This is a genomic window from Clostridium sp. KNHs205 (genome assembly GCF_000702945.1).
Taxonomy (GTDB): domain Bacteria; phylum Bacillota; class Clostridia; order Lachnospirales; family Lachnospiraceae; genus Anaerocolumna.
The window spans coordinates 707,144-726,582 of record NZ_JNLE01000003.1 but is presented as its reverse complement, the minus strand read 5'-3'; the positions used below and the strand labels follow the sequence as shown (position 1 = coordinate 726,582).

Genomic DNA, 19,439 nt, shown 5'->3' with positions numbered 1-19,439 from the left:
ACCCTATGCCCTAATAGACATAAGTCCTTATTACCACAAGTCCATATTGATAACCTTATAATTAAAGCGAAAAAACCTCAACCCACATGTGTCAGGCAAATTGCGCAAACCAGAAAGAACGAATGCGCCTATGGAAAGGTATTAGACAATATGTAGTGACCACACATTTGCACCATCGTGGATTTACCTATATACTATTACTTGTTAAGAATAATGGTGATAGGAATTACCGCATACAAAAGGAGGCCACTACAATGAATAGTATAGTTTATATCGGAATGGATGTCCATAAGGAAAGTTACAACCTTTGCTGCTACAGATTTGAGGAGGATAAACTTCAGTACCACCAAAAGATAGCTCCTGATTATAGGCAGGTTCTAAAATATCTGGAGCAGGTAAGGGCTCGTTTTACAGACGATGTAACCTTTGTTTGTGGATATGAAGCAGGATGTCTTGGCTATACGTTATATCATCAGCTGACAGACCATGGTGTTAAATGTATCATACTAGCACCGACAACCATGGGAATAACTAATACAAACCGGGTTAAAACAGATAAAAAGGATGCAGGTAATATAGCCAGATGCCTCGCATTTCACACCTATAGTGCGGTGCATATACCAACGGAAGAGGACGAAGCGGTAAAGGAATATCTCCGTATGCGTGACGATAACAAGAAAGCATTAAAAATCGTAAAACAACAGATTCTGGCGTTGGTTCTCCGGCAAGGGTTTCATTTTACAGAGGGTAAAAACTACTGGACCCTTAAGCATATAGATTGGTTAAAATCTTTAAATCTGGGTGGCCTTATACAAGAAAGTCTGGAGGAATATTTTATTACCTACGAATATCTTACCGATAAAATTGCAAGGTTTGACCAAAGAATAGAGGAACTGGCTTGCGGTGAGAGGTATCAGGAAAAAGTGAAGAAGCTTCGTTGTTTTATAGGTGTAAAAACACATACGGCATTATCTGTTGTAGTTGAGACAGGCGATTTTGTGCGATTCGCCAAAGCAGAAAAATATGCTGCCTACCTGGGACTTGTACCCGGGGAAGATTCCAGTGGAGAAAAGCAGAAACGAATAGGTATTACCAAAGCTGGAAATTCTCATATCAGAAAGCTTTTAGTAGAATCGGCACAAAGTTATACAAGAGGTGCCATCGGACATAAGTCGTTAGATCTAAAGAGAAGACAGAAGGGAAATTCTGCACAAGTAATAGCCTATGCAGATAAAGCGAACGAAAGACTCCGAAGGAAGTTTTACAGGATGACATTAAAAAATAACACGAATCGAAATGTAGCAGCAACAGCAGTCGCTAGAGAATTGGCTTGTTTCATATGGGGTCTGATGACAGATCACATGGCATAAAAAGAGATATGTTATCTGGCAACTCCGGTCAAGGCTGCTTCGCACCGCTAAAGCGGCAAGAGACCTTGACAGGAGCCGCCGGATAACATGCAGGGTAGTTAAGCAGATGTAAGGCAGACTATGTCAGCTTTCCATCTGCCCAACCAACGACTGAGGACATATGGAAGAAGCTTTAGAAAACATTTATGGTTCGAGTTATCTACGGGACTTCTATGTGACATTGTAATAAAATACTTTGATTCACGCCATTAGACAGTAGAACTCACGGCGGACCATTGACCTGTGGTAACCAATCCACGTATAACAGAGTGGTCAAAGCCGGAAGCTGTTACGTCTAAGGCTTTTTCCATATGCTCTCAGACATTGGAAAACCCAAAAGTGATTTCTTCAAAATTTACACTTGACAAAAGTCACTACATAACAGAAGTCCTTTTCTCTGGATGCTTTGTGCTATGTTATAAAGCAGATTGTTTGAGCGAAGCGAGTTATCTGTTTTATAACATGCCAAGCACAAAGTATTCAGAGAATTAGGACTTCTTATACCTTGGAATTGAAGCAATCGTTTTTCTGGTTTGCGCAATTTGCCGTCCCCTTGTGAGCCCCTCCCTTTTACCACACCAATATCATATTTTTTTATAACATTCCAGAAAGGCAGGTGAAATCCATCAATGAACCCTCTATTGGTTTCCCATGAGGAGTGGATCAGCAAAGACCTCCCCTTTGCATTAAGAACTGATATTATAACAGCACATGTGATACCCCACTGCCATAATTACATTGAATTCAATTTTACAGTGGCCGGCAGTGCCATAGAAAAAATCAACGGAACAGAACATACCTTAAGGCCCGGTACCTTTACATTATTATTCCCTCATCACATTCATGAAATCCTGGCAGCACCAGAATCCCCGGTTACCGTAATTGTAGGAAGCATAAAAATTGAAAGCTTTTATGATAAAAAAGGAGATTTTCTTGCTCTGACGGAGCTCTTAAGCCAGGCAGCCCTGGACAAAACTCCTTATAATGAATTCGGGGAAGATATCAAGAAAGAACTGACTGATATTTTAAAATCCATGGAAAAAGAGCTTATGGAGCGAGGCAAATGGAGTGCTTTGATGTTTAAAAGCAAGCTGATGGAGCTGCTGATTACCTATGACAGAAACCGTACCCCCAATCAGCTGCAGGCTGATGGAAAGCGTATCCTAAGCCAGAAGAGCGGTGTATGGGATATTATTACCTATGTATCTCAATACTATCAGGAGGATATCACCTTAGAGCTGCTTTCCAAGCGCTTTCATATGAGTGCTTCTCATATCAGCTCCTCCTTTCACCAGCTGTTAGGGGAAAACTTTCACAAATATCTGGAGAAGATACGACTGGCTCAAGCCTGTGACCTGCTCCTTTCCACAGATTCCTCTGTCCTTGATATCTGCTATGAAACAGGTTTTAAATCTTATAAGACCTTCTCCCGGGTATTCCTTAAGAATCTTGGTCTGAGTCCCACCGATTACCGAAAGCTGCAATCAGATAATCACCAAAAGAAGCAGTAAGACAGGAAAATCCCTTTCTTACTGCTTTTTTGTAAATAAATTTATGGATTAACAATAATCAGATTAGAACTCTTTGGCCAGGTTCTTTGCTTCTTCAATAGCTTTTCCGATAATACCGTCAACATCCTGTCCGATTACATCCAGCTGGTTAGCAGCTATAGTGGTGTAATCTGTCACTCCCATAAATCCCAGGATCGTCTTAAGGTATTTATCTCCCATCTCTATTTCAGCCATATAACCGGAAGTATAATCTCCGCCGCGGGAGGTAATATTAACTGCCTTCTTATCCTTGCATAAACCAACAGGGCCTTCTGCGGTATACTTAAAAGTTACATTAGCAACACAGATATAATCGATATAGGCTTTTAGAATTGCAGGTACGCCTAAATTCCATAAAGGCTCTGCAAATACATATTTATCTGCCTCAAGAAATTGATATGCATATTTCATAACAGGGTTTTCATTGTTGTCTCCTGTATTTGCTCTTAATTTCTGTAAATCCTCTACAGAAAGGCTGTCAATTCCTTCTTTATATAAATCCAGTGTGATAACTTCATCGGAGGGATGGTTCTTTTTATAACTTTCTATGAACTCATCTGCTATTTTATAGGTTCTTGATATACCTTCAGGTTTTGCATTTGCTTTAATATAAAGTACTTTACTCATTTACTCTCCATTCTGTGTGCTTAAGTACACTCCTAATAGTAGGTTGCATTATTTACCCATTGCATACCGCAGGCTGGCCTGCGATAGTGCCACAAATAATAAGGAGTGAAAGAATCTCAGCGTGACATTCTTTCAATTTATAATTTTCTTTCACTCTTCAACCTCAGGTTTTATAGTTTTACCCATAGTCTCTGGTTACTATATATCAGTAAACGGATGATTTTACTGCTTCCGGTATTCCTCCATAACCAGATTCGAGAAATCTGCATTCTGCCGGCTCACATTAACCAGGTAAGTAAATACATTTCCCGGATAATCTTCCATATCCTTTAAGATTACAGCCTCTACGGATTTTCTGGCCAAAGAGATGGCACAGGATTCCCGGTGCATAGCATTGCATTCTCTGCATAGTTTACAAATTGAAGCTATGCTCACTGCCAGTTTCTTTTCATCATAATATTTGGTATCTTCACTTGGTATAAGTGAGATCTCCTCATCCAGAAACATACGGTTGTGAATTTTCAGATTCTCTAAAAGTGTCAGGGAATATCCAATATTACATTTATCCCGAAGGCACTTTTCGGTGCCAAAGTTTGCACAGGCTGTGCAGATATCAAGCAAGCTGTTAATCGCCTTATTAATATTTGCCATGAATGCCTCCTTTTATCCATAGTGCAATATGAAGACTGACCATTGATTTTATGATCAAGACTGTTATAATTATAACATACGGTACCTTTAAGACAAGTAGGCACTAAAAAGTACTATAGTACCCAAAAAGATACTTAAAACTGCTCAAACCTACAGATAGGAGTTTCTATGACAATTAATGAAGACATGCATGAAGTGTGCCATATGCGTGATAAATGCATAAAGTTTGACAAATGCCCCATGGTTCTGGTTCAGGATATTCTGTCCGGTAAGCGTAAGATTCTCATTCTATGGTATCTCAGCTATAGAGCACTTCGTTTTAATGAAATCAAAAAGAAGCTGCCGGATGTTACGCAGAAAATGCTTACCCAACAGCTTAGAAGCCTGGAGGATGACGGACTTATCCTCCGAAATGTTTACCCGGTGGTTCCGCCAAAGGTTGAATATTCCCTGACGGAAATGGGCCAAAAAATTATACCGATTCTTGAATTAATGCATGGTTATGGAACAGAATACCTGACCGTACAGAGTTCTGTTTCTTAAAGGCTTCGTTGTCTTTTAAGCTGCTCCGCTGTTACATAAGCCTTTGCTTTGCTTTAGCTGGCGGCTTCTTCCGCTGCCAGCTAAAGAGCCTTCAAAACAATCCTGTCAGGATAAGAATTCTATCGCTTCCATGGGCAGGTCCGATATTTCAGAGTAAAGTACATCTCTAAAGTCTATCCCTGCTTTTTCATTTTCCGATGGTATTTTAGCTTTGAAAATTGCCTTGCTCTCTTTTATGAATACTTTCTTCTCTTTCTCCGTAATAGTCTCCATATAAGAAGTATTAATTACATTTCCGCCGGATACATAGAACATTTTGCAGCCATCTCCTACCGGAAGTTTAATGAGTATATCTCTTGAAGCCAATGCTTTGTAACCGTTCAGTCCGTTCCTTAACATACCGAAACAGATAATCATATCCCGGTATACGGATGCCATCTCAAACCGGCAGGCCGTGGCAGCTTCCTCCAATTTCTCCTGAAGGGCTTCTGTCAGCAGGACAATATTCTCCTCCTCATTAAGAAGCTCCAGGAGAACTTCTCTGTTCTCATTAAAGGTATCCTGCTCCATGGTTAAAGGAAACATATGATATTCCACTTCATACCTGCCGTTGCTTTTTCTTATGGGATAGAGGTTCTTAAGCCTTCCAAGAAAATCACTGATGGTATACCTGCTGCGAAAGGGTCCGAAGCAGTTGTCCGTTCTTTCATCTGTTATTGATAAGGCATTATGCTTATTATAATTCTCTACCCTGATATAAAAATATCTGCCGTCATTTTTCATCTGGGCATTAAAACGGGGTCTGATATCTTTTATTAAGGTGCATTCCAGGAGCCTGGCCTCCAGATGGGTATCCGTTACTATATAATCTATATCTTTTATCATGGATACCATACGGCCGACCTTTTCCCACTTCGGATTTTTCACAAAATAGGACTGTACCCTGTTGCGCAGACATTTACTCTTGCCTACATATATAATATTCCCATTAGCATCCAGCATTTTGTATATTCCCGGCTGCCGGGGAATTTGTAATAACATTTCCCTGGTTATGTATTTATGCTCCATTCTTTTTTCCTAACGTTGTATCTGCGTTTTAATTTACTACCTGTCTATCATAACACAGGCTGGTGATTCTAGTCTATTTGTTTGTTATCTACGGTAACACGTAAAGGATTTATTTGAAATAAACAGATGAGAGTAGGTTACGTTTAGGCGCTGTAGTGGTATCAAGAAATCCATCCACTAATCTTTCAAAAGTTTTTGGTCAGTTCTATCTCTTTCTTTCATATAAATTAAATAAATAATTCATCAGAGGTAGTTCCATGACCGACTCCGAACGGTTAAAAATTACAAGTGAGAATTTTGCAGATCTAATCATCAGCAATACCAATAGGGATGACTTCTTAAGGACTTACCCTGACAGTTCTGTTAGTTCGAGCTTCGCCAATTCTTCTATTGTTCATTTACCTGTCGAGAATATGGATTTTGACAGTATTAATAGATTTGGTTATAACAGTATCCCTGCCTGCTTCGGTCTCCTAACAGCTGATACCTTTATACCTGATATTAGTTTGGGGGCTCTTCCTGAACCCTTTCAAATAAAAGATGGCTACAGCGGTAAAGAGGTATTAATCGGATTTATTGATACAGGAATTGATTACCGAAATACTGCCTTTATCAAAAGTGACGGTACCAGCCGGATTTTATCTATTTGGGATCAGACAATCGAAAGTTCGAATTACCCCGAAGGCTTCTTCTACGGTACCCAATATGGCAATGCTCAAATCAATACAGCCTTGACATCGACGGAACCTCTTACGATTGTACCAAGTATTGATGAAATCGGACATGGAACTATCTTAGCCGGCATCGCAGGCGGTAATCCCAATGCCAGTTTCGGTTTTTCTGGCGTTGCTGTCGATATTAACATTGCTATGGTTAAATTAAAGCCTGCCAAGTCTTATCTCAAGGAATTTTTCGTCATTCCTCCCCAGTCAATCTGTTTTCAGGAAAATGACATTATTAATGGTGTCACTTATCTGAACCAGCTTGCAAATCAGTTAAAGAAACCTCTGGTTTTATGCCTTGGTATTGGTACCAGTCAAAGTGACCATACCGGTAACAGAGCATTAAGCCGCTACCTCTCCTCCATAGGTGAATTACCGGGAAGAGGTGTCGTAGTCTCCGCTGGTAATGAAAGCAACCGGGGAAGTCATTACTATGGGGATATCAAACCACCTGACTCTTTTGACGATGTAGTGCTGACGGTTGGAAAGGATAGCTATGGCTTTACACTGCAGTTCTGGGGAACCTCTCCCAACCTGTTCTGGATTGATTTATACGCCCCTGATGGAGGATTTATTTCCAGAGTTCCGCCAGTTCCTAACAAAAGTATCTTCTTTGTTCTAGAAGATATGTCAATTATTATAGACAGTCAGATAAAGGAACCCTTTACCACAGAGCAATTTATTGTTATGCGTTTCAGTAATCCCATACCCGGTGACTGGCACTTCTATGTATACGGTCTTACAGGGGATTTGCCCATGCGCTTTCATTTTTGGCTGCCGCTCCATAATTTTCTTACAACAGGAACAGTCTTCGGCAATCCCAATAATTATACAACCATAGTTGCCCCGGGTAACAACAGCAGCTTAATCTGCGCTACCGCTTACAATCCCCAGAATGCTACTCTCTATTTTTATGCCAGCAAAGGTAATACCATCACCAACTTTCCCAAACCAGATATCACCGCACCCGGTGTCAATTCCGTAGCTCCTTTTATCAATGGTAATTATGTAACAGCAACAGGTACCAGTATTTCCTCTTCCTACATTGCAGGTGTACTTGCTCTGTTAATGGAATGGGGTGTTACCAATGGTAACTACACGGAAATGAATAATGCTCTGCTAAAAAAAATCATTACTCAAAGTGCCAGCAGAAGACCGGAAGACAGTTATCCCAACCCGGATTGGGGTTATGGTATTGTAGATATCAGTAATATGGGCAGTGTGATTAATTCTATCCTAAGAGTGCAGGACATGAAATAAAGAGATTATCCATGTTCCTGACATCCTACTTCATATAAATGAAGTTATATTCATATAAATGAAGTAAAGATACATCCGAGGCGGCAATATGACCTATTCTGAGAATTTTAAGATAATAAATGAAGAATATGCAGATCTTATTGTCAACGAAACCAACCGGCAGGACGTCTTAGATAACTTTCCTGACAGCACTATAAGTCTGGACTTTTCCGATTTTTCAATAATTCATATACCCGTTGATAATATGACCTTTGACAGTATTGATAAATTTGGGGTTAACAGTATTCCTTCCTGCTTTGGTTTATTAACAGAGTATGGGAATTATAGAGAAATAAGAGAAAGGCGCCAAATAATCACCCCAAACCCGACATCACTGCTCCGGGTGTCCATTCCATAAGTCCGTTCTTAAACAATACCTTTCTTGAGGTAACCGGCACCAGTATTTCCGCTGCCTATTTAGCAGGGGTAATGGCTCTTCTGATGGAATGGGGCATAACAGAAGGTAACTTCCCTACCATGAACAACGCACTTATGAAGAAAATCATCACCCAAAGCGCCAGCAGGAAGCCGGGGGAAGATTATCCGAATCCAAATTGGGGCTTTGGCATTGTTAATCTTAATGATATGGGAAAAGTAATTAACTCTATCATTCATGTACAGGAATACCTGTAAGGATTTACTCGAGAATGTATTTCTCCAGCAGTTTCAATGTGTTTTCCAGACCCTTTACATGAGTTCTTTCCATTCCATGGGAAGCATGTACTCCCTGTCCAATCAAGGCTCCCTTAATATTATTTCCGCCTCTTAATGCTGCGGAAACATCCGAACCATAATGAGGGAATATATCTACCACATAATCAATTCCGGACTTTTTGGCTAAATTGATTAGTTTTGTGGTAAGCTCATAGTCATAGGGACCGGAAGAATCCTTGGCACAGATGGAGACTGCATACTCACTGCCGTTGAGATCCTCTCCCATTGCTCCCATATCAATGGCAATGAACTCCGTTATTTCTTCCGGAATCCAGCTTGCTCCAAAACCAACTTCCTCGTAATTGCTTATTACAAGCTTTAAGCATCTCTCCGGTATAATATGGTCTTCATGCATATCCTTTAACAGACCTAGCAGAACTGCTACAGACGCTTTGTCATCCAGATGTCTGGACTTCACAAAGCCAGTATCGGTATACTGAAAATTAGCATCAAAGCTGATATAATCACCTGTATTGATTCCAAGTGCCAAAACGCCTTCTTTATCTTTCACCTGTTCATCAATACGAATCTCCATATTCTTCTCACAACGTTCCAGCGTTCTGGCATCATCGTAGGTGTGAACCGAAGGGCTTTTGCTTAGAATCGTGCCGGTATAGGTCTTTCCTTCTCTGGTATGTATCTTGCAGTAGCTGCCTTCAATACTGTGCATGGTAAAGCCGCCAACCAGTGTAATCCTAAGCATCCCTCCCGGTGTAATGGAACGAACCATAGCTCCCAGGGTATCCACATGGGCGGACAGACCGAGAGTTTCTTTCGTTTTACCAGGTACCGAGATAATAAGACCACCTTTGTTACTGTATTCCCAGGAATATCCGAACCCCTCAGCTTCTTTCCTTACATACTCCATTACTTCTCTGGTATAGCCGGAGGGACTTGGGATATTAACAAGCTTATTTATAGTTTCAATAATATATTTCATGGTTTCCATACAGATACTCTCTCTTTCTTTTTATTTCATGTCCAGGAGCAGCGCCCTTACTGGAGCTCCGTCACTGCCTCCCAATTTTAAGGGAGCCGCCATCAGAAAATAGCTACCGTCGGTAATTTCCTCAAGCTTAAGACCTTCCAGTAATATGACCTCCTGCCCCAGAAGCTCTCTATGCACTTCCAGTGGAGCATCCATGGGAGCAGCGCTTTGACTTTCCACACCAATAAGCTCCAGTCTGAATTCATTGATACATCTGGCAAGCTCCATTGTTATGGTAACCGGCCCTTTCAGTATTACTTTCTTCTCGCTGTTCTTAAGGACTTCTCTTAACTCCTCTGGTGTTGGCTGACTGTCAAAAGCTTTTACCGTACAGTTGCCTACACAACGGTACAGATCCAGTTCCTCCACGGTTTTTCCGTCCTTTACAAAATGAAAAGGTGCATCCAGATGCGTACCGTTATGTGCATTCATGGAAAAAACCGTAACATTACAGGGCGCTCCCTGCCCCATATCACTTACCCTTGTAAATGCAGGTACCTGATCTCCCGGATAGGTCCTGCAGGTAAATACTTCCTGCGTAATATCATATATTTTCATACACTTCTCCATTTTGGCTTAAACTCGGTTATGTTGTTATGGTACTAATCCGCTTCAATAGTGAAAATTAGTATTTTTCCGTAAGGCTTATAGCCCGCTGATAAAGCTGTTCCAATTGAAGCGGTATTATTAGGGGAACAAATATAAACTGACTCACCGCCACCCTCTATAACGTGACGAGCTACGGAATTAACACACTCCCGGGCATATCCTTTTTTCCGAAAATCTTTCGAAGTATCTACCCCAATATCGGCAACTATGTCTTGATACTCCCCTGTTTTATGTGCATGGGCCAAAGAAACAATTTTATTATTTTCGATAACACTATATACAATGCCGTTTGGTATGCAATGCTCGGGGAAATTCACATCCCCATAACATTCAAAACTATTATCCGTAATTTTTACTGTTGTTATGTTTGAGTTTGGCTTTGCTATAGTTTCAGCATCACACGCAAAAATTAAAGAGTTCCAGTAACTCTTTATCTCTTTATTAAACATTAATTTCGCTTCTTCCTTCGCCAATTCTTTTAATGGTGAAATAAAGAGGTTATCATCAATATCATATTTATTAAAATTTTCACATAAAAATTTTTTTGTTTTTTCAGAAGTATTCAATGGCACACTTGCAATAATGGAACCATCATAAAACTTAACAATATAGAACATATGAATCATTCCATAACTTGGCATACAGTTATGTCTTTTTTCAGTTTCAATTATTGTTATACCGTTACTTGCTTCTTTTACACCTAAAAATGAGAATATATATTCATTAACCAGCTTAAACTTTTTCATTTATTCTCAAATCCCCTCAAACGCACCTGTATTTATGAAAAGACGTGTATATTATTCATATGTTGAAATTGCATAATTCTTTCATTCGCTATTGTCATATATAAACTTTGCAGAAAATACACCTTACTTTTCTTGTATCCACTTTGCAAAATAACGGTCTCCGTATTTTGTCTGCGAGCAGATTTGTACTTCGGCAGCTGTAGTATACAGCCGCTGAAACATACAGCAGTTGCCAGAATAAACACTCAGTCAGAGGTTATTATTAATTACTCCAATTCAATATCCAGCTCAACGGGACAATGATCGCTGCCCTGGGTATCCTGATGAATGATACTGTCTTTAATCTTCTCTTTTAAGGACTCTGATACTACAAAGTAGTCTATACGCCAGCCTGCATTCTTCTCTCTGGCACGGAACATATAAGACCACCAGGTATATCTGTCTGTTGCATCAGGATAAAGGTAACGGAAAGAATCTACAAAGCCATTGTCTAACAGCACTGTCATCTTCTCTCTCTCTTCTATTGTAAAGCCTGCATTCCTGGTATTGGTCTTGGGATTTTTAAGATCGATTTCCTTATGGGCAACATTTAAGTCTCCGCACAGGATTACAGGCTTCTTCTCGTCCAGCTTTTTTAAGTGCGCTCTGAAATCATCCTCCCATTCCATACGATAGTCCAGTCTTGCAAGTTCTCTCTTGGAATTCGGCGTATATACATTAACCAGATAAAAGTTATCATACTCAAGAGTTATGACTCTGCCTTCCTTATCATGCTGTTCAATTCCTAAATCATAGGTAACTGACAGGGGCTCCTTCTTTGTAAAGATTGCGGTTCCGGAATAACCTTTCTTCTCCGCACTGTTCCAGTATTCATAATAACCTTCAAAGTTATGCTCCCACTGTTCCTTCTGCATCTTGGTTTCCTGAATACAGAAAAAATCTGCCTCCTGTTCTTTAAAGAACTCCTCGAAACCTTTTCCAAGGCAGGCTCTTAAACCATTTACATTCCATGAAATAAATCTCATAATAATCTATCTCCTTATCTAAATTGTATTTTAAGTTTACAGGTAACGGGGGTGTGAAAGCTGTTGTCCGAATTCGTGTTCACGAGAACTTCATTTTACAGTAGGAAGAAATTCTTCATTAGTTAATGGTCACACGCCAGTAATATATCTTTTAATTCATTGAGATCTGCGGCAATTTTGTCTGCTCCTGCTTCCAGAAGCTCATCCCTGCTGCCAAAGCCATAGAGCACACCAATGGAGGCAATACCATTTTCTTTGGCTCCTAAGATATCATGAAGCCTGTCCCCAATCATGACTACCTGGTCCTTCTCCTTAATTCCATTCTCTTCAAGGGCATATGCTATTACTTCACCTTTCTTCGATCTGGTCTCATCAAGATTTGAACCGCAGATATCAGTAAAATACTGCTCCAGATTAAAGTGCTTTAATATTCTCTCTGCAAATATCTCCGGCTTGGAGGTTGCAACGATAAGGGTCTTTCCGGCTTTAACAAGGCTATCCAGAAATTCCTCTATGCCTTCATATTTATAATTCATGAAAATACCCTTGTCTGCAAAGTATTCTCTATAATAACCTATTACTTCCTCAATCTGACTGTCATCAAGACCAAAGTATTCTCTCAGCCCTCCTGCTAACGGAGGTCCGATATGCCTTTTTAATATGCTGCGGTCTTCTACTTTAATACCAATATAGGATAATGCATGTTGAAGAGATTTGGTTATTCCTTCCTCCGGGTCAGTTATTGTGCCGTCTAAGTCAAATAATATATATTTCTTATTCATCGTTGCTCCTATCCTCCTGCTTTGGCACACATAAATCAGAGAATAAAATCCATTTAGAAATTTTATTTACTCCAAGCTGCATGCTTAAGTTGTGCGGTAAGCCCTTTAGTCATACAAACTGCGGTAATCCTTCAGACGCTTCTTCAAAAGTGTATAAATGTCTTCCAGGGACATATCTTTGGCGTTGCCTACAAAAAGCAGAAATACCGGCTTCTCATTATTTTTATTAACCAAAGCCGTCTGCTGCTTCAGAGGGGACAGCTTGCCGATAAAGGCCTCTTCATCCCTTGGTATTATTCCAATGGCATTATCTTCTGCCACAATACAAAACTGTTCAATATCCTGATAGGAAAGTAATCCGACGGAGCCTTTGGAGGAGCTGTCAATAATACCGTCAAAGGTTATGGTAATCAGAGATTTCTTCTGGGAAGCTTTTAAAAGATTTATGATACATCTGATTCCGAATATAATTGTAGCTATAACTCCTGCAAAACTCAGCAGTATATACCTTTCACGAAATCCTGCCACCCATAGGGTTACCGACAGGAAAAGCAAGGCAAAAGACTGCATACAGCGCCGCACGGCTTTTGTCTGTTTTTCCTCAATAATAATCTTTTCCACGTTACTCCCATCTGCTTTCTTACCACTTAGCTTCCATTCTTTCTTTCATTTTATATGGAAAACCTTGAAAATGCAAGTAAACCTGGCGAATAATTCAAGATAAACCAAGTTGTAATTTTTTTAATTTGACGTTTTAAATTGGCTTTAGTATACTTAAATACAGTTACTCAGATTATCACTGTATACAACTGAGCGGCTTTGAAAGATAAGGCCTGCCGGAAAGAAGAATCGAATGAAAACCTTATATATTTCAGATTTAGACGGTACCCTGTTAAATAGTAATGCTGAGCTTTCTCCCTATACCATAGAGACTATAAACGGTTTGATTGAAAAGGGTATAGAATTTACCATTGCCACTGCCAGAACAGCGGCTACGGTAACACATATTCTGGCGCCTCTTAACCTATCCGTGCCTGTTATTCTTATGAATGGTGTTATCCAGTATAATATACAGCAAAAGGAATATTTAAATACATTTTATCTTTCCCGGGAAACAGCTGAGGTAATCTTAAATACCGCCAGACAATATGGTCTTACAGGCTTTTTATACCGGATTAAGGATAATCGCCTGGAAACCTATTATGAAGAGCTTACCAATAACGGCATGACAGAGTATTACACCGAAAGAAAAGTTAAATTCAATAAGGTATTTACCCAGGTGGAGAATCTCTTAACTGCGGCGGGTGATCACAGTATTTATTATGCGATGCTTGATAAATATGAGGCGCTGCTGCCGGCATATGAAATATACCGGAATTTACCTGGTGTTGCTACTGCCTTCTATCAGGATAATTACAATAAAGAGGGTATGTGGTTCCTTGAAGTATTCAGCCTTCATGGAACGAAATACAATGCAGCCATGTCTTTACGCCAGTCCCTGGGTTATGACCGGGTAGTCTGCTTTGGCGATAACCTAAATGATCTTCCTATGTTCAAAGCCAGTGATACAGCCTGTGCCGTAGGCAATGCAAAGGAAGAAGTAAAGGCAGCGGCTAATCATGTAATTAAATGCAATACAGAAGATGGTGTTGCAAGATGGCTTTCAGAGAACTTTGAGAAAGATAATAAGCGTTAGTGTATAAGGACATTCAGCTATTTTATTTGGGTCAGTATCACAGGTTGCCTGTGATATGTAGGGGTGTAGTTGTTTTTGCAGTGTTATTATTAAGAAGCATTATTCACACTGATTTGCAGCAGTGCAGCCTTAGTAAGCAGGTGTGACATACAGCTAATGTATATATTTGAAAAGCATATTCACACCTTGAAAGTGAAGTATCACATTTGTAAGTATATGCAACATACAAGTGGACACTATGTGCAACTTCAGTAAAAGCATAAATCACACCCTGATTGTGGAAGTATCACATTTGTAAGCTGATGCTACCTATAAGGGGCTACTAATGTGAATCTTTAGTAAAAGGCTTGATTTATACCCAAATTGTAGCAGTACTGCCTTTACAAGCAGAGGCAACGTATAAGGAGAGCTAGTGAGAAAGGAATGGTTGTTACTATGAAGAATTCCATCATTTTTGATACGATTATCGGAAAACTCTATCTTGCAGAAACAGATGGAGCCATTTCACACCTTTATTTTGCAGGAGACTCCTCAGAATATGAAACTGCTGGTGTTGAAACACCACTGCTAAGAGAAGCCCACAGCCAGATTAAATCCTATCTGGAGGGTAAGCGGACAAGCTTTGATCTTCCTCTGTCCCCCAAAGGTACACCTTTTCAGGAAAAGGTTTGGGAAGCACTTCAAACCATTCCTTACGGTGAAACCATAAGTTATAAGGAGCTGGCAACCCGCGCCGGGAACCCCAAAGCCAGCAGAGCAGTAGGTATGGCAAATAATAAAAATCCCATTTCCGTAATTATCCCCTGTCACCGTGTAATCGGAGCAAACGGAAAACTGGTGGGTTATGGTGGTGGACTGCCGTTAAAGGAAAAACTTCTGCGCCTTGAAGGTGCTTTAGTTTTATAAGAACAGACTATATATTAGAAGATTAATTAAATAAAAAACGGATTATATCCGATAAATTCTCAGGGTGTGTTTACAAACTGCTTATACCAGCAGGGCATTCCGTGCAATCCAATGAGTTTCAAACACCCCCCCTGCAGCGTTCTGTACCTGCCTTTGTTCGTTACCGGAGTGTATCAAACACTTTTTTATAACGGGTAATATGCAAAGGCAGCTTCAGAGCGCTTTGTTAAGCTCACAATTAAATTACATTATAACGAGGTAAACATGGAATCCATTGCCAGAAGGCTTACACTTAAGTTTGGGTTCATCCAGTCCAGCTACTGGATCAGCCAATGTGCTATAAACAGCTTTGCCGCAGTTTATCTGCAAGCCAAGAATTTTGAGAACACTCAGATAGGTTTCATCCTCTCCTTTGCAGCGATTCTATCCCTGCTCCTGCAGCCCTTAGTTGCTTCATTTGCAGATAAATCAAAAAAAGTAACCTTAAGGCACATGTTATTGGTATTGATGTTTACAGTATTTGGGTTGGGACTTCTATTATATTTTCTTCCTGATTCCTTCCTGCTTATTACGGTAATCTACATATTGATAAATGCCGTAGAGTATACGGTTAATCCGCTGTTTAATTCCCTGGCCATGGAATACATGAATCAGGGCGTACCTATGAATTACGGTCTGGCAAGAGGCATGGGTTCCATTACTTTTGCGGTTATGTCCTTTTTACTTGGTTCCCTGGTAGACAGGTTCGGTGCTGACATCATATTACCGGTATTCTTAATCTGTTACATATTTGTTATTCTCTCAACCTTTCTCTTTCGTGAAAAACTGCCGGAATTTACACCGGAGCAGAAGGAGTTAATGGGGTATACGCAGGATGCTGACCAGGGAGAGGTTAAGGAAGCCTCTAATATCCTGAACTTCTTTTTAAATCATAAATTATTTCTGGTAATGCTATGCGGAGTTGCCATGATCTTTTACTCCCATGTGCTTATAAATACTTACCTGATTAATATTATCGAGAATGTAGGCGGCGCTAGCGCTGACATGGGTATTTCCCTTTCTATCTCTGCTGCTTTAGAGCTTCCCACTATGGCATTGTTTATTTACATTGTGAGAAAAATCAAAGGAACGAAGCTGATTAAGATATCTGCCTTTTTCTTTGTTGTAAAATGTTTTATAACTCTGCTGGCTCCTAATGTTGCCATGGTATACTTTTCTATGTGTTTTCAGCTGATTGCTTTTGCATTGTTTACACCAGCTTCTATTTATTATGTGAATGATCTGATTGAGAAAGAGAACAGGGTAAAGGGGCAGTCCATGCTTGGCGTCGCAAATATAGCCGTTGCCGGAACCCTGGCTAATCTGACAGGTGGCAGGTTACTGGATGCTTATGGTGTTTCTGCCATGTTGATTGTCGGAACTATAGTTACTGCTATAGGATTTTTATTGATATGCTTTAGTATAAGGGATAATGATGGAGAAGTTTCCTCCAAGGATTAAAAGAGAAAAGGACGGAGCTTTCATAAATTTAATAAAATAGATGTAATACTCTGACTGATAATTTAATTTATGAACGAAAGAGACTGTTACACAAGCAGATGATAGTGAGTAGTCAAAAGTAAGTTCTGATATCTTAAATACATCTCTGGGTGGCATGGGGCCGGAACCCCATACCACCCAGCTACTACGTTATACGCCACTCTGAATAGACAATCTTTATTATTTCATTTGTCTATTTAGGGTGGCGCATACTCTTCTATCAGAAAAAATATAAATCTTTACTTTTTCTCATGACGGGAGCGGTTCATTATCTGTGTAACAGTCTCTTTCGATTTATTTATATATAATACTTTATTGCAATCTGGTCTGGTAACCTGTATTTTGACAGTTATAATTAATATCTTGCTTTTCTTCCGCTAACACTTACCGGAATATTAACGACCTTCTGAAGTGGTTTCCATACTACATAGGCTATGGTGAAGTCTATCATACTGTGAATAATTGTACCTGCTCCTACTAATAAAATAACTGAGAAAAGGTAGCCTTTATCATAGTAGGTACTGGACACATTATTCCCCCAATAGAACAGTGTAACTACTGCAACTTCGCTGACTGCATGGATAAGGGCCATTAAAAGACCAAAAACAGCAGAACCTTTTACAGTACTTAATAATTTAGGATTCTTCTTAAGCATAAACGAGCCGATGGCTACAAAAACAACATGTGACAGAGCTCTTAAAACTACAACAATCGGAAAACCTGCTAATAAAAAGCCCATAGCTGAGATTAATGCAACGGATATCGCCACATAAGGTGATATAAACATTGCTATAAATACGGGAACGTGGCTTGCCAAGGTATAGGAAGCAGGTTCTAAAATAAATTTTGGTGCAAACATCGGAATTACGATGCCTATTGCTGACAGTAATGCTGCGATTGTCATTTTTTGAATAGAATTCTTACTGTTCATCTGATTTCCCCCAGTTTTAAATTTTGAGTGCAAGCTTAACACCCTCCCGGACTGTTAAGTTAGCTGTCTTGTCACCTGTAATCACCTGTATTGTATTAAATTTAACAAGTAATGTCAAGGGAAATTTTTAGAGAGTTTTCAAAATTTTATTTTTGGGTTGAATTTTCCAGTTAATGGTTTTATAATTAGGTAGTAAACAGTTTTATGTGCGGATATAGTTTAATGGCAAAATTCGAGCTTCCCAAGCTTGTGTTGCGGGTTCGATTCCCGTTATCCGCTGTCCGGTATCAAACTAGAAAACACGCTAAGTGCTGATAACTCAAGGCATGAAGCGTGTTTTGTTTTTTTAATTGACGATTTTACTTATCATGTTGCATTATTTCTAAACTATGCAACACGAATTTCCATTACCTTTCAGTTTTGAGGAGAACATTCATTCCTCATGATAACCTCTATAAAAATCATGAGATACTATCTCGAATATCCCTTTATTAATACCTTTACCAAACCCTCAAATATAGTACGACATCTATGAGTATATATCATTCGATAACACCTTTCGTTTTGATGAAAGCGTTTAATCAATAAGCTGATTACCCAGCTACCATGCATCTGGGTATATTAATTTGACAATACAGGAAATTTACTCCATAATAATCCCATAATATTATACATAGGAGAAGAAGAATGAAAAAGTATTTATCTTTGTTGTTAATCCTGGCACTTATATTTTCTCTGGCCGGACCTGCGCAGGCAGTAAATGCTGCAACTATTAAGATAAGCCAGAAAACAGCCACCGTTATTAAAGGGGATTATCTATATTTAGATATTAAGGGGACTTCAAAAAAGGCCACATGGACAAGCAGTAACAAGCGAGTAGCTACTGTATCAAAAACAGGTAAAGTTACTACTATAAGCAAAGGAAAAGCGACGATAACAGCAAAAGTCAGTGGAAAAAAATACAGCTGTAAAGTTACTGTAGTACCCAATAAAGATCCAGATTATATGACAGATACAGACTTAGAAAATGCACTATCAGAACGTAATGCTATTGATAAGTGGACTTCTGCTGATTCATTTGATGACTCCGAAGTAATTACGGTAACTCCATCAATCAGTCCTACAGATAGAGATATAGATGGTATGGACTACTATCAATACGAGTATACCATTCCAAAATCCGACAGTGAATGGATAACAATAGCGGATTTATCTTCTAAATACGGATACGATATGATATGGTCATCCGAGGGATTGACTTTAGCTGGTGAATCCAGATATCTGCTAAAAGATGCACCCCGGAGCATGACACCTGATACAATTTATGAGTGCAAATATAATGATACGATTATTCATATGAAATATAGTGATGCATACTTTTTTAATATAGCTGACTTAAAGGTAATTGGTTTATTAAAATAAGACGAAAATTTCCCCGGGTGTTATACACCCGGGGTTTTTCGTATTTCTTTGTGCCAGCTGCAATTGCTGTTTTGTTTTAACTCCAACACCCCAACTGATGTTGATAGTTGATAGCCTGACCAATTATTTTATTCCTCCACTGTTCATTCACCTCCTCACCCAATTTTACAGTATATATTTTGGATTAAGAACGAACTGCCAATGACTTAATC

General features: G+C 39.4%; 20 protein-coding genes and 1 tRNA gene. 11 read left to right on the top strand and 10 right to left on the bottom strand.

All coding sequences use genetic code 11. The annotated features are described in order from the left end of the window. The first annotated feature begins 254 nt into the window (after positions 1-254). Positions 255-1,370, top strand: a complete 1,116-nt coding sequence (locus BR73_RS0103180; RefSeq protein WP_033164370.1) for an IS110 family transposase — start codon at positions 255-257, stop codon at positions 1,368-1,370. Positions 1,371-2,038: 668 nt separating this feature from the next. Beyond that, positions 2,039-2,920: an AraC family transcriptional regulator gene (locus BR73_RS0103175; protein ID WP_033164369.1), complete on the top strand. Its 882-nt coding sequence runs from the start codon at positions 2,039-2,041 to the stop codon at positions 2,918-2,920. 63 nt (positions 2,921-2,983) lie between these two features. On the opposite strand, the gene BR73_RS0103170 is transcribed toward BR73_RS0103175, so the two are convergent. Continuing rightward, complete coding sequence (locus tag BR73_RS0103170; protein ID WP_033164368.1) at positions 2,984-3,586, bottom strand: FMN-dependent NADH-azoreductase; 603 nt, start codon at positions 3,584-3,586, stop codon at positions 2,984-2,986. A 222-nt stretch (positions 3,587-3,808) separates the two neighbouring features. Continuing rightward, positions 3,809-4,237, bottom strand: a complete 429-nt coding sequence (locus tag BR73_RS0103165) for a hypothetical protein (protein ID WP_033164367.1) — start codon at positions 4,235-4,237, stop codon at positions 3,809-3,811. 168 nt (positions 4,238-4,405) lie between these two features. On the opposite strand from BR73_RS0103165, the gene BR73_RS0103160 reads away from it, so the two are divergent. Beyond that, positions 4,406-4,780 (top strand): helix-turn-helix domain-containing protein, encoded by a 375-nt coding sequence (locus BR73_RS0103160; RefSeq protein WP_051684926.1) that lies wholly within the window; start codon positions 4,406-4,408, stop codon positions 4,778-4,780. Between the two features lie 105 nt (positions 4,781-4,885). Here BR73_RS0103160 and BR73_RS0103155 read toward each other — a convergent pair whose 3' ends face one another. Continuing rightward, positions 4,886-5,848: a GIY-YIG nuclease family protein gene (locus tag BR73_RS0103155; protein WP_033164366.1), complete on the bottom strand. Its 963-nt coding sequence runs from the start codon at positions 5,846-5,848 to the stop codon at positions 4,886-4,888. A gap of 257 nt (positions 5,849-6,105) precedes the next feature. Here BR73_RS0103155 and BR73_RS0103150 point away from each other — a divergent pair, with 257 nt between their 5' ends. From BR73_RS0103150 to BR73_RS0103140, 3 genes are all read left to right on the top strand, one after another. Then, positions 6,106-7,830, top strand: a complete 1,725-nt coding sequence (locus BR73_RS0103150) for a S8 family peptidase (RefSeq protein WP_051684925.1) — start codon at positions 6,106-6,108, stop codon at positions 7,828-7,830. Positions 7,831-7,918: 88 nt separating this feature from the next. After that, on the top strand, positions 7,919-8,227 hold the full coding sequence (locus BR73_RS0103145; protein ID WP_033164365.1) for a hypothetical protein: 309 nt from the start codon (positions 7,919-7,921) through the stop codon (positions 8,225-8,227). Next, positions 8,200-8,502: a S8 family serine peptidase gene (locus BR73_RS0103140; protein WP_156034575.1), complete on the top strand. Its 303-nt coding sequence runs from the start codon at positions 8,200-8,202 to the stop codon at positions 8,500-8,502. Before BR73_RS0103145 ends, BR73_RS0103140 begins: the two co-directional genes overlap by 28 nt. A 4-nt stretch (positions 8,503-8,506) precedes the next feature. Here the strand turns inward: BR73_RS0103140 and BR73_RS0103135 are convergent, their stop codons facing one another. The 6 genes from BR73_RS0103135 to BR73_RS0103110 all read right to left on the bottom strand — a co-directional run bounded on the left by BR73_RS0103135 (position 8,507) and on the right by BR73_RS0103110 (position 13,354). Further along, positions 8,507-9,532, bottom strand: coding sequence for a M42 family metallopeptidase (locus BR73_RS0103135; RefSeq protein ID WP_033164363.1), 1,026 nt, complete (start codon positions 9,530-9,532; stop codon positions 8,507-8,509). A gap of 21 nt (positions 9,533-9,553) precedes the next feature. Continuing rightward, positions 9,554-10,129 (bottom strand): cyclase family protein, encoded by a 576-nt coding sequence (locus BR73_RS0103130; RefSeq protein ID WP_033164362.1) that lies wholly within the window; start codon positions 10,127-10,129, stop codon positions 9,554-9,556. Positions 10,130-10,173: 44 nt separating this feature from the next. Then, a complete protein-coding gene (locus BR73_RS0103125) occupies positions 10,174-10,926 on the bottom strand; it encodes a GNAT family N-acetyltransferase (protein WP_033164361.1) in 753 nt (250 codons plus the stop codon). A gap of 266 nt (positions 10,927-11,192) precedes the next feature. Further along, positions 11,193-11,951, bottom strand: a complete 759-nt coding sequence (locus tag BR73_RS0103120; protein ID WP_033164360.1) for an exodeoxyribonuclease III — start codon at positions 11,949-11,951, stop codon at positions 11,193-11,195. Positions 11,952-12,073: 122 nt separating this feature from the next. Further along, positions 12,074-12,733: an HAD family hydrolase gene (locus tag BR73_RS0103115; RefSeq protein ID WP_033164359.1), complete on the bottom strand. Its 660-nt coding sequence runs from the start codon at positions 12,731-12,733 to the stop codon at positions 12,074-12,076. A gap of 105 nt (positions 12,734-12,838) precedes the next feature. Next, positions 12,839-13,354 carry an STM3941 family protein gene (locus BR73_RS0103110; protein WP_033164358.1) on the bottom strand — a complete coding sequence of 172 codons (516 nt, stop codon included), beginning with the start codon at positions 13,352-13,354 and terminating at the stop codon, positions 12,839-12,841. A 232-nt stretch (positions 13,355-13,586) separates the two neighbouring features. Here BR73_RS0103110 and BR73_RS0103105 point away from each other — a divergent pair, with 232 nt between their 5' ends. The 3 genes from BR73_RS0103105 to BR73_RS0103095 all read left to right on the top strand — a co-directional run bounded on the left by BR73_RS0103105 (position 13,587) and on the right by BR73_RS0103095 (position 16,835). After that, complete coding sequence (locus BR73_RS0103105) at positions 13,587-14,429, top strand: Cof-type HAD-IIB family hydrolase (protein WP_033164357.1); 843 nt, start codon at positions 13,587-13,589, stop codon at positions 14,427-14,429. Between the two features lie 423 nt (positions 14,430-14,852). Beyond that, positions 14,853-15,335 carry a methylated-DNA--[protein]-cysteine S-methyltransferase gene (locus tag BR73_RS0103100; protein WP_347463086.1) on the top strand — a complete coding sequence of 161 codons (483 nt, stop codon included), beginning with the start codon at positions 14,853-14,855 and terminating at the stop codon, positions 15,333-15,335. Positions 15,336-15,599: 264 nt separating this feature from the next. Beyond that, positions 15,600-16,835: an MFS transporter gene (locus BR73_RS0103095; protein ID WP_033164356.1), complete on the top strand. Its 1,236-nt coding sequence runs from the start codon at positions 15,600-15,602 to the stop codon at positions 16,833-16,835. Positions 16,836-17,229: 394 nt separating this feature from the next. Here BR73_RS0103095 and BR73_RS0103090 read toward each other — a convergent pair whose 3' ends face one another. Then, on the bottom strand, positions 17,230-17,805 hold the full coding sequence (locus BR73_RS0103090) for an ECF transporter S component (RefSeq protein ID WP_033167023.1): 576 nt from the start codon (positions 17,803-17,805) through the stop codon (positions 17,230-17,232). 208 nt (positions 17,806-18,013) lie between these two features. Between BR73_RS0103090 and BR73_RS0103085 the strand changes: the two genes are divergently transcribed. Then, positions 18,014-18,084 (top strand) — tRNA-Gly (locus BR73_RS0103085). Between the two features lie 408 nt (positions 18,085-18,492). Next, the gene (locus tag BR73_RS27055; RefSeq protein WP_051684924.1) at positions 18,493-19,227 is read left to right on the top strand and encodes an Ig-like domain-containing protein; all 735 of its coding nucleotides are present in this window, start codon (positions 18,493-18,495) and stop codon (positions 19,225-19,227) included. Positions 19,228-19,439 lie beyond the last annotated feature (212 nt).

What these genes read in the sequence shown, in the direction of transcription:
- BR73_RS0103135 (WP_033164363.1), bottom strand. Translation starts at nt 9,532, where the DNA reads ATGGAAACCATGAAATATATTATTGAAACTATAAATAAGCTTGTTAAT.
- BR73_RS0103130 (WP_033164362.1), bottom strand. Translation starts at nt 10,129, where the DNA reads ATGAAAATATATGATATTACGCAGGAAGTATTTACCTGCAGGACCTAT.
- BR73_RS0103160 (WP_051684926.1), top strand. Translation starts at nt 4,406, where the DNA reads ATGACAATTAATGAAGACATGCATGAAGTGTGCCATATGCGTGATAAA.
- BR73_RS0103165 (WP_033164367.1), bottom strand. Translation starts at nt 4,237, where the DNA reads ATGGCAAATATTAATAAGGCGATTAACAGCTTGCTTGATATCTGCACA.
- BR73_RS0103090 (WP_033167023.1), bottom strand. Translation starts at nt 17,805, where the DNA reads ATGAACAGTAAGAATTCTATTCAAAAAATGACAATCGCAGCATTACTG.
- BR73_RS0103175 (WP_033164369.1), top strand. Translation starts at nt 2,039, where the DNA reads ATGAACCCTCTATTGGTTTCCCATGAGGAGTGGATCAGCAAAGACCTC.
- BR73_RS0103105 (WP_033164357.1), top strand. Translation starts at nt 13,587, where the DNA reads ATGAAAACCTTATATATTTCAGATTTAGACGGTACCCTGTTAAATAGT.
- BR73_RS0103100 (WP_347463086.1), top strand. Translation starts at nt 14,853, where the DNA reads ATGGTTGTTACTATGAAGAATTCCATCATTTTTGATACGATTATCGGA.
- BR73_RS0103145 (WP_033164365.1), top strand. Translation starts at nt 7,919, where the DNA reads ATGACCTATTCTGAGAATTTTAAGATAATAAATGAAGAATATGCAGAT.
- BR73_RS0103095 (WP_033164356.1), top strand. Translation starts at nt 15,600, where the DNA reads ATGGAATCCATTGCCAGAAGGCTTACACTTAAGTTTGGGTTCATCCAG.
- BR73_RS0103170 (WP_033164368.1), bottom strand. Translation starts at nt 3,586, where the DNA reads ATGAGTAAAGTACTTTATATTAAAGCAAATGCAAAACCTGAAGGTATA.
- BR73_RS0103155 (WP_033164366.1), bottom strand. Translation starts at nt 5,848, where the DNA reads ATGGAGCATAAATACATAACCAGGGAAATGTTATTACAAATTCCCCGG.
- BR73_RS0103125 (WP_033164361.1), bottom strand. Translation starts at nt 10,926, where the DNA reads ATGAAAAAGTTTAAGCTGGTTAATGAATATATATTCTCATTTTTAGGT.
- BR73_RS0103120 (WP_033164360.1), bottom strand. Translation starts at nt 11,951, where the DNA reads ATGAGATTTATTTCATGGAATGTAAATGGTTTAAGAGCCTGCCTTGGA.
- BR73_RS0103150 (WP_051684925.1), top strand. Translation starts at nt 6,106, where the DNA reads ATGACCGACTCCGAACGGTTAAAAATTACAAGTGAGAATTTTGCAGAT.
- BR73_RS0103180 (WP_033164370.1), top strand. Translation starts at nt 255, where the DNA reads ATGAATAGTATAGTTTATATCGGAATGGATGTCCATAAGGAAAGTTAC.
- BR73_RS0103115 (WP_033164359.1), bottom strand. Translation starts at nt 12,733, where the DNA reads ATGAATAAGAAATATATATTATTTGACTTAGACGGCACAATAACTGAC.
- BR73_RS27055 (WP_051684924.1), top strand. Translation starts at nt 18,493, where the DNA reads ATGAAAAAGTATTTATCTTTGTTGTTAATCCTGGCACTTATATTTTCT.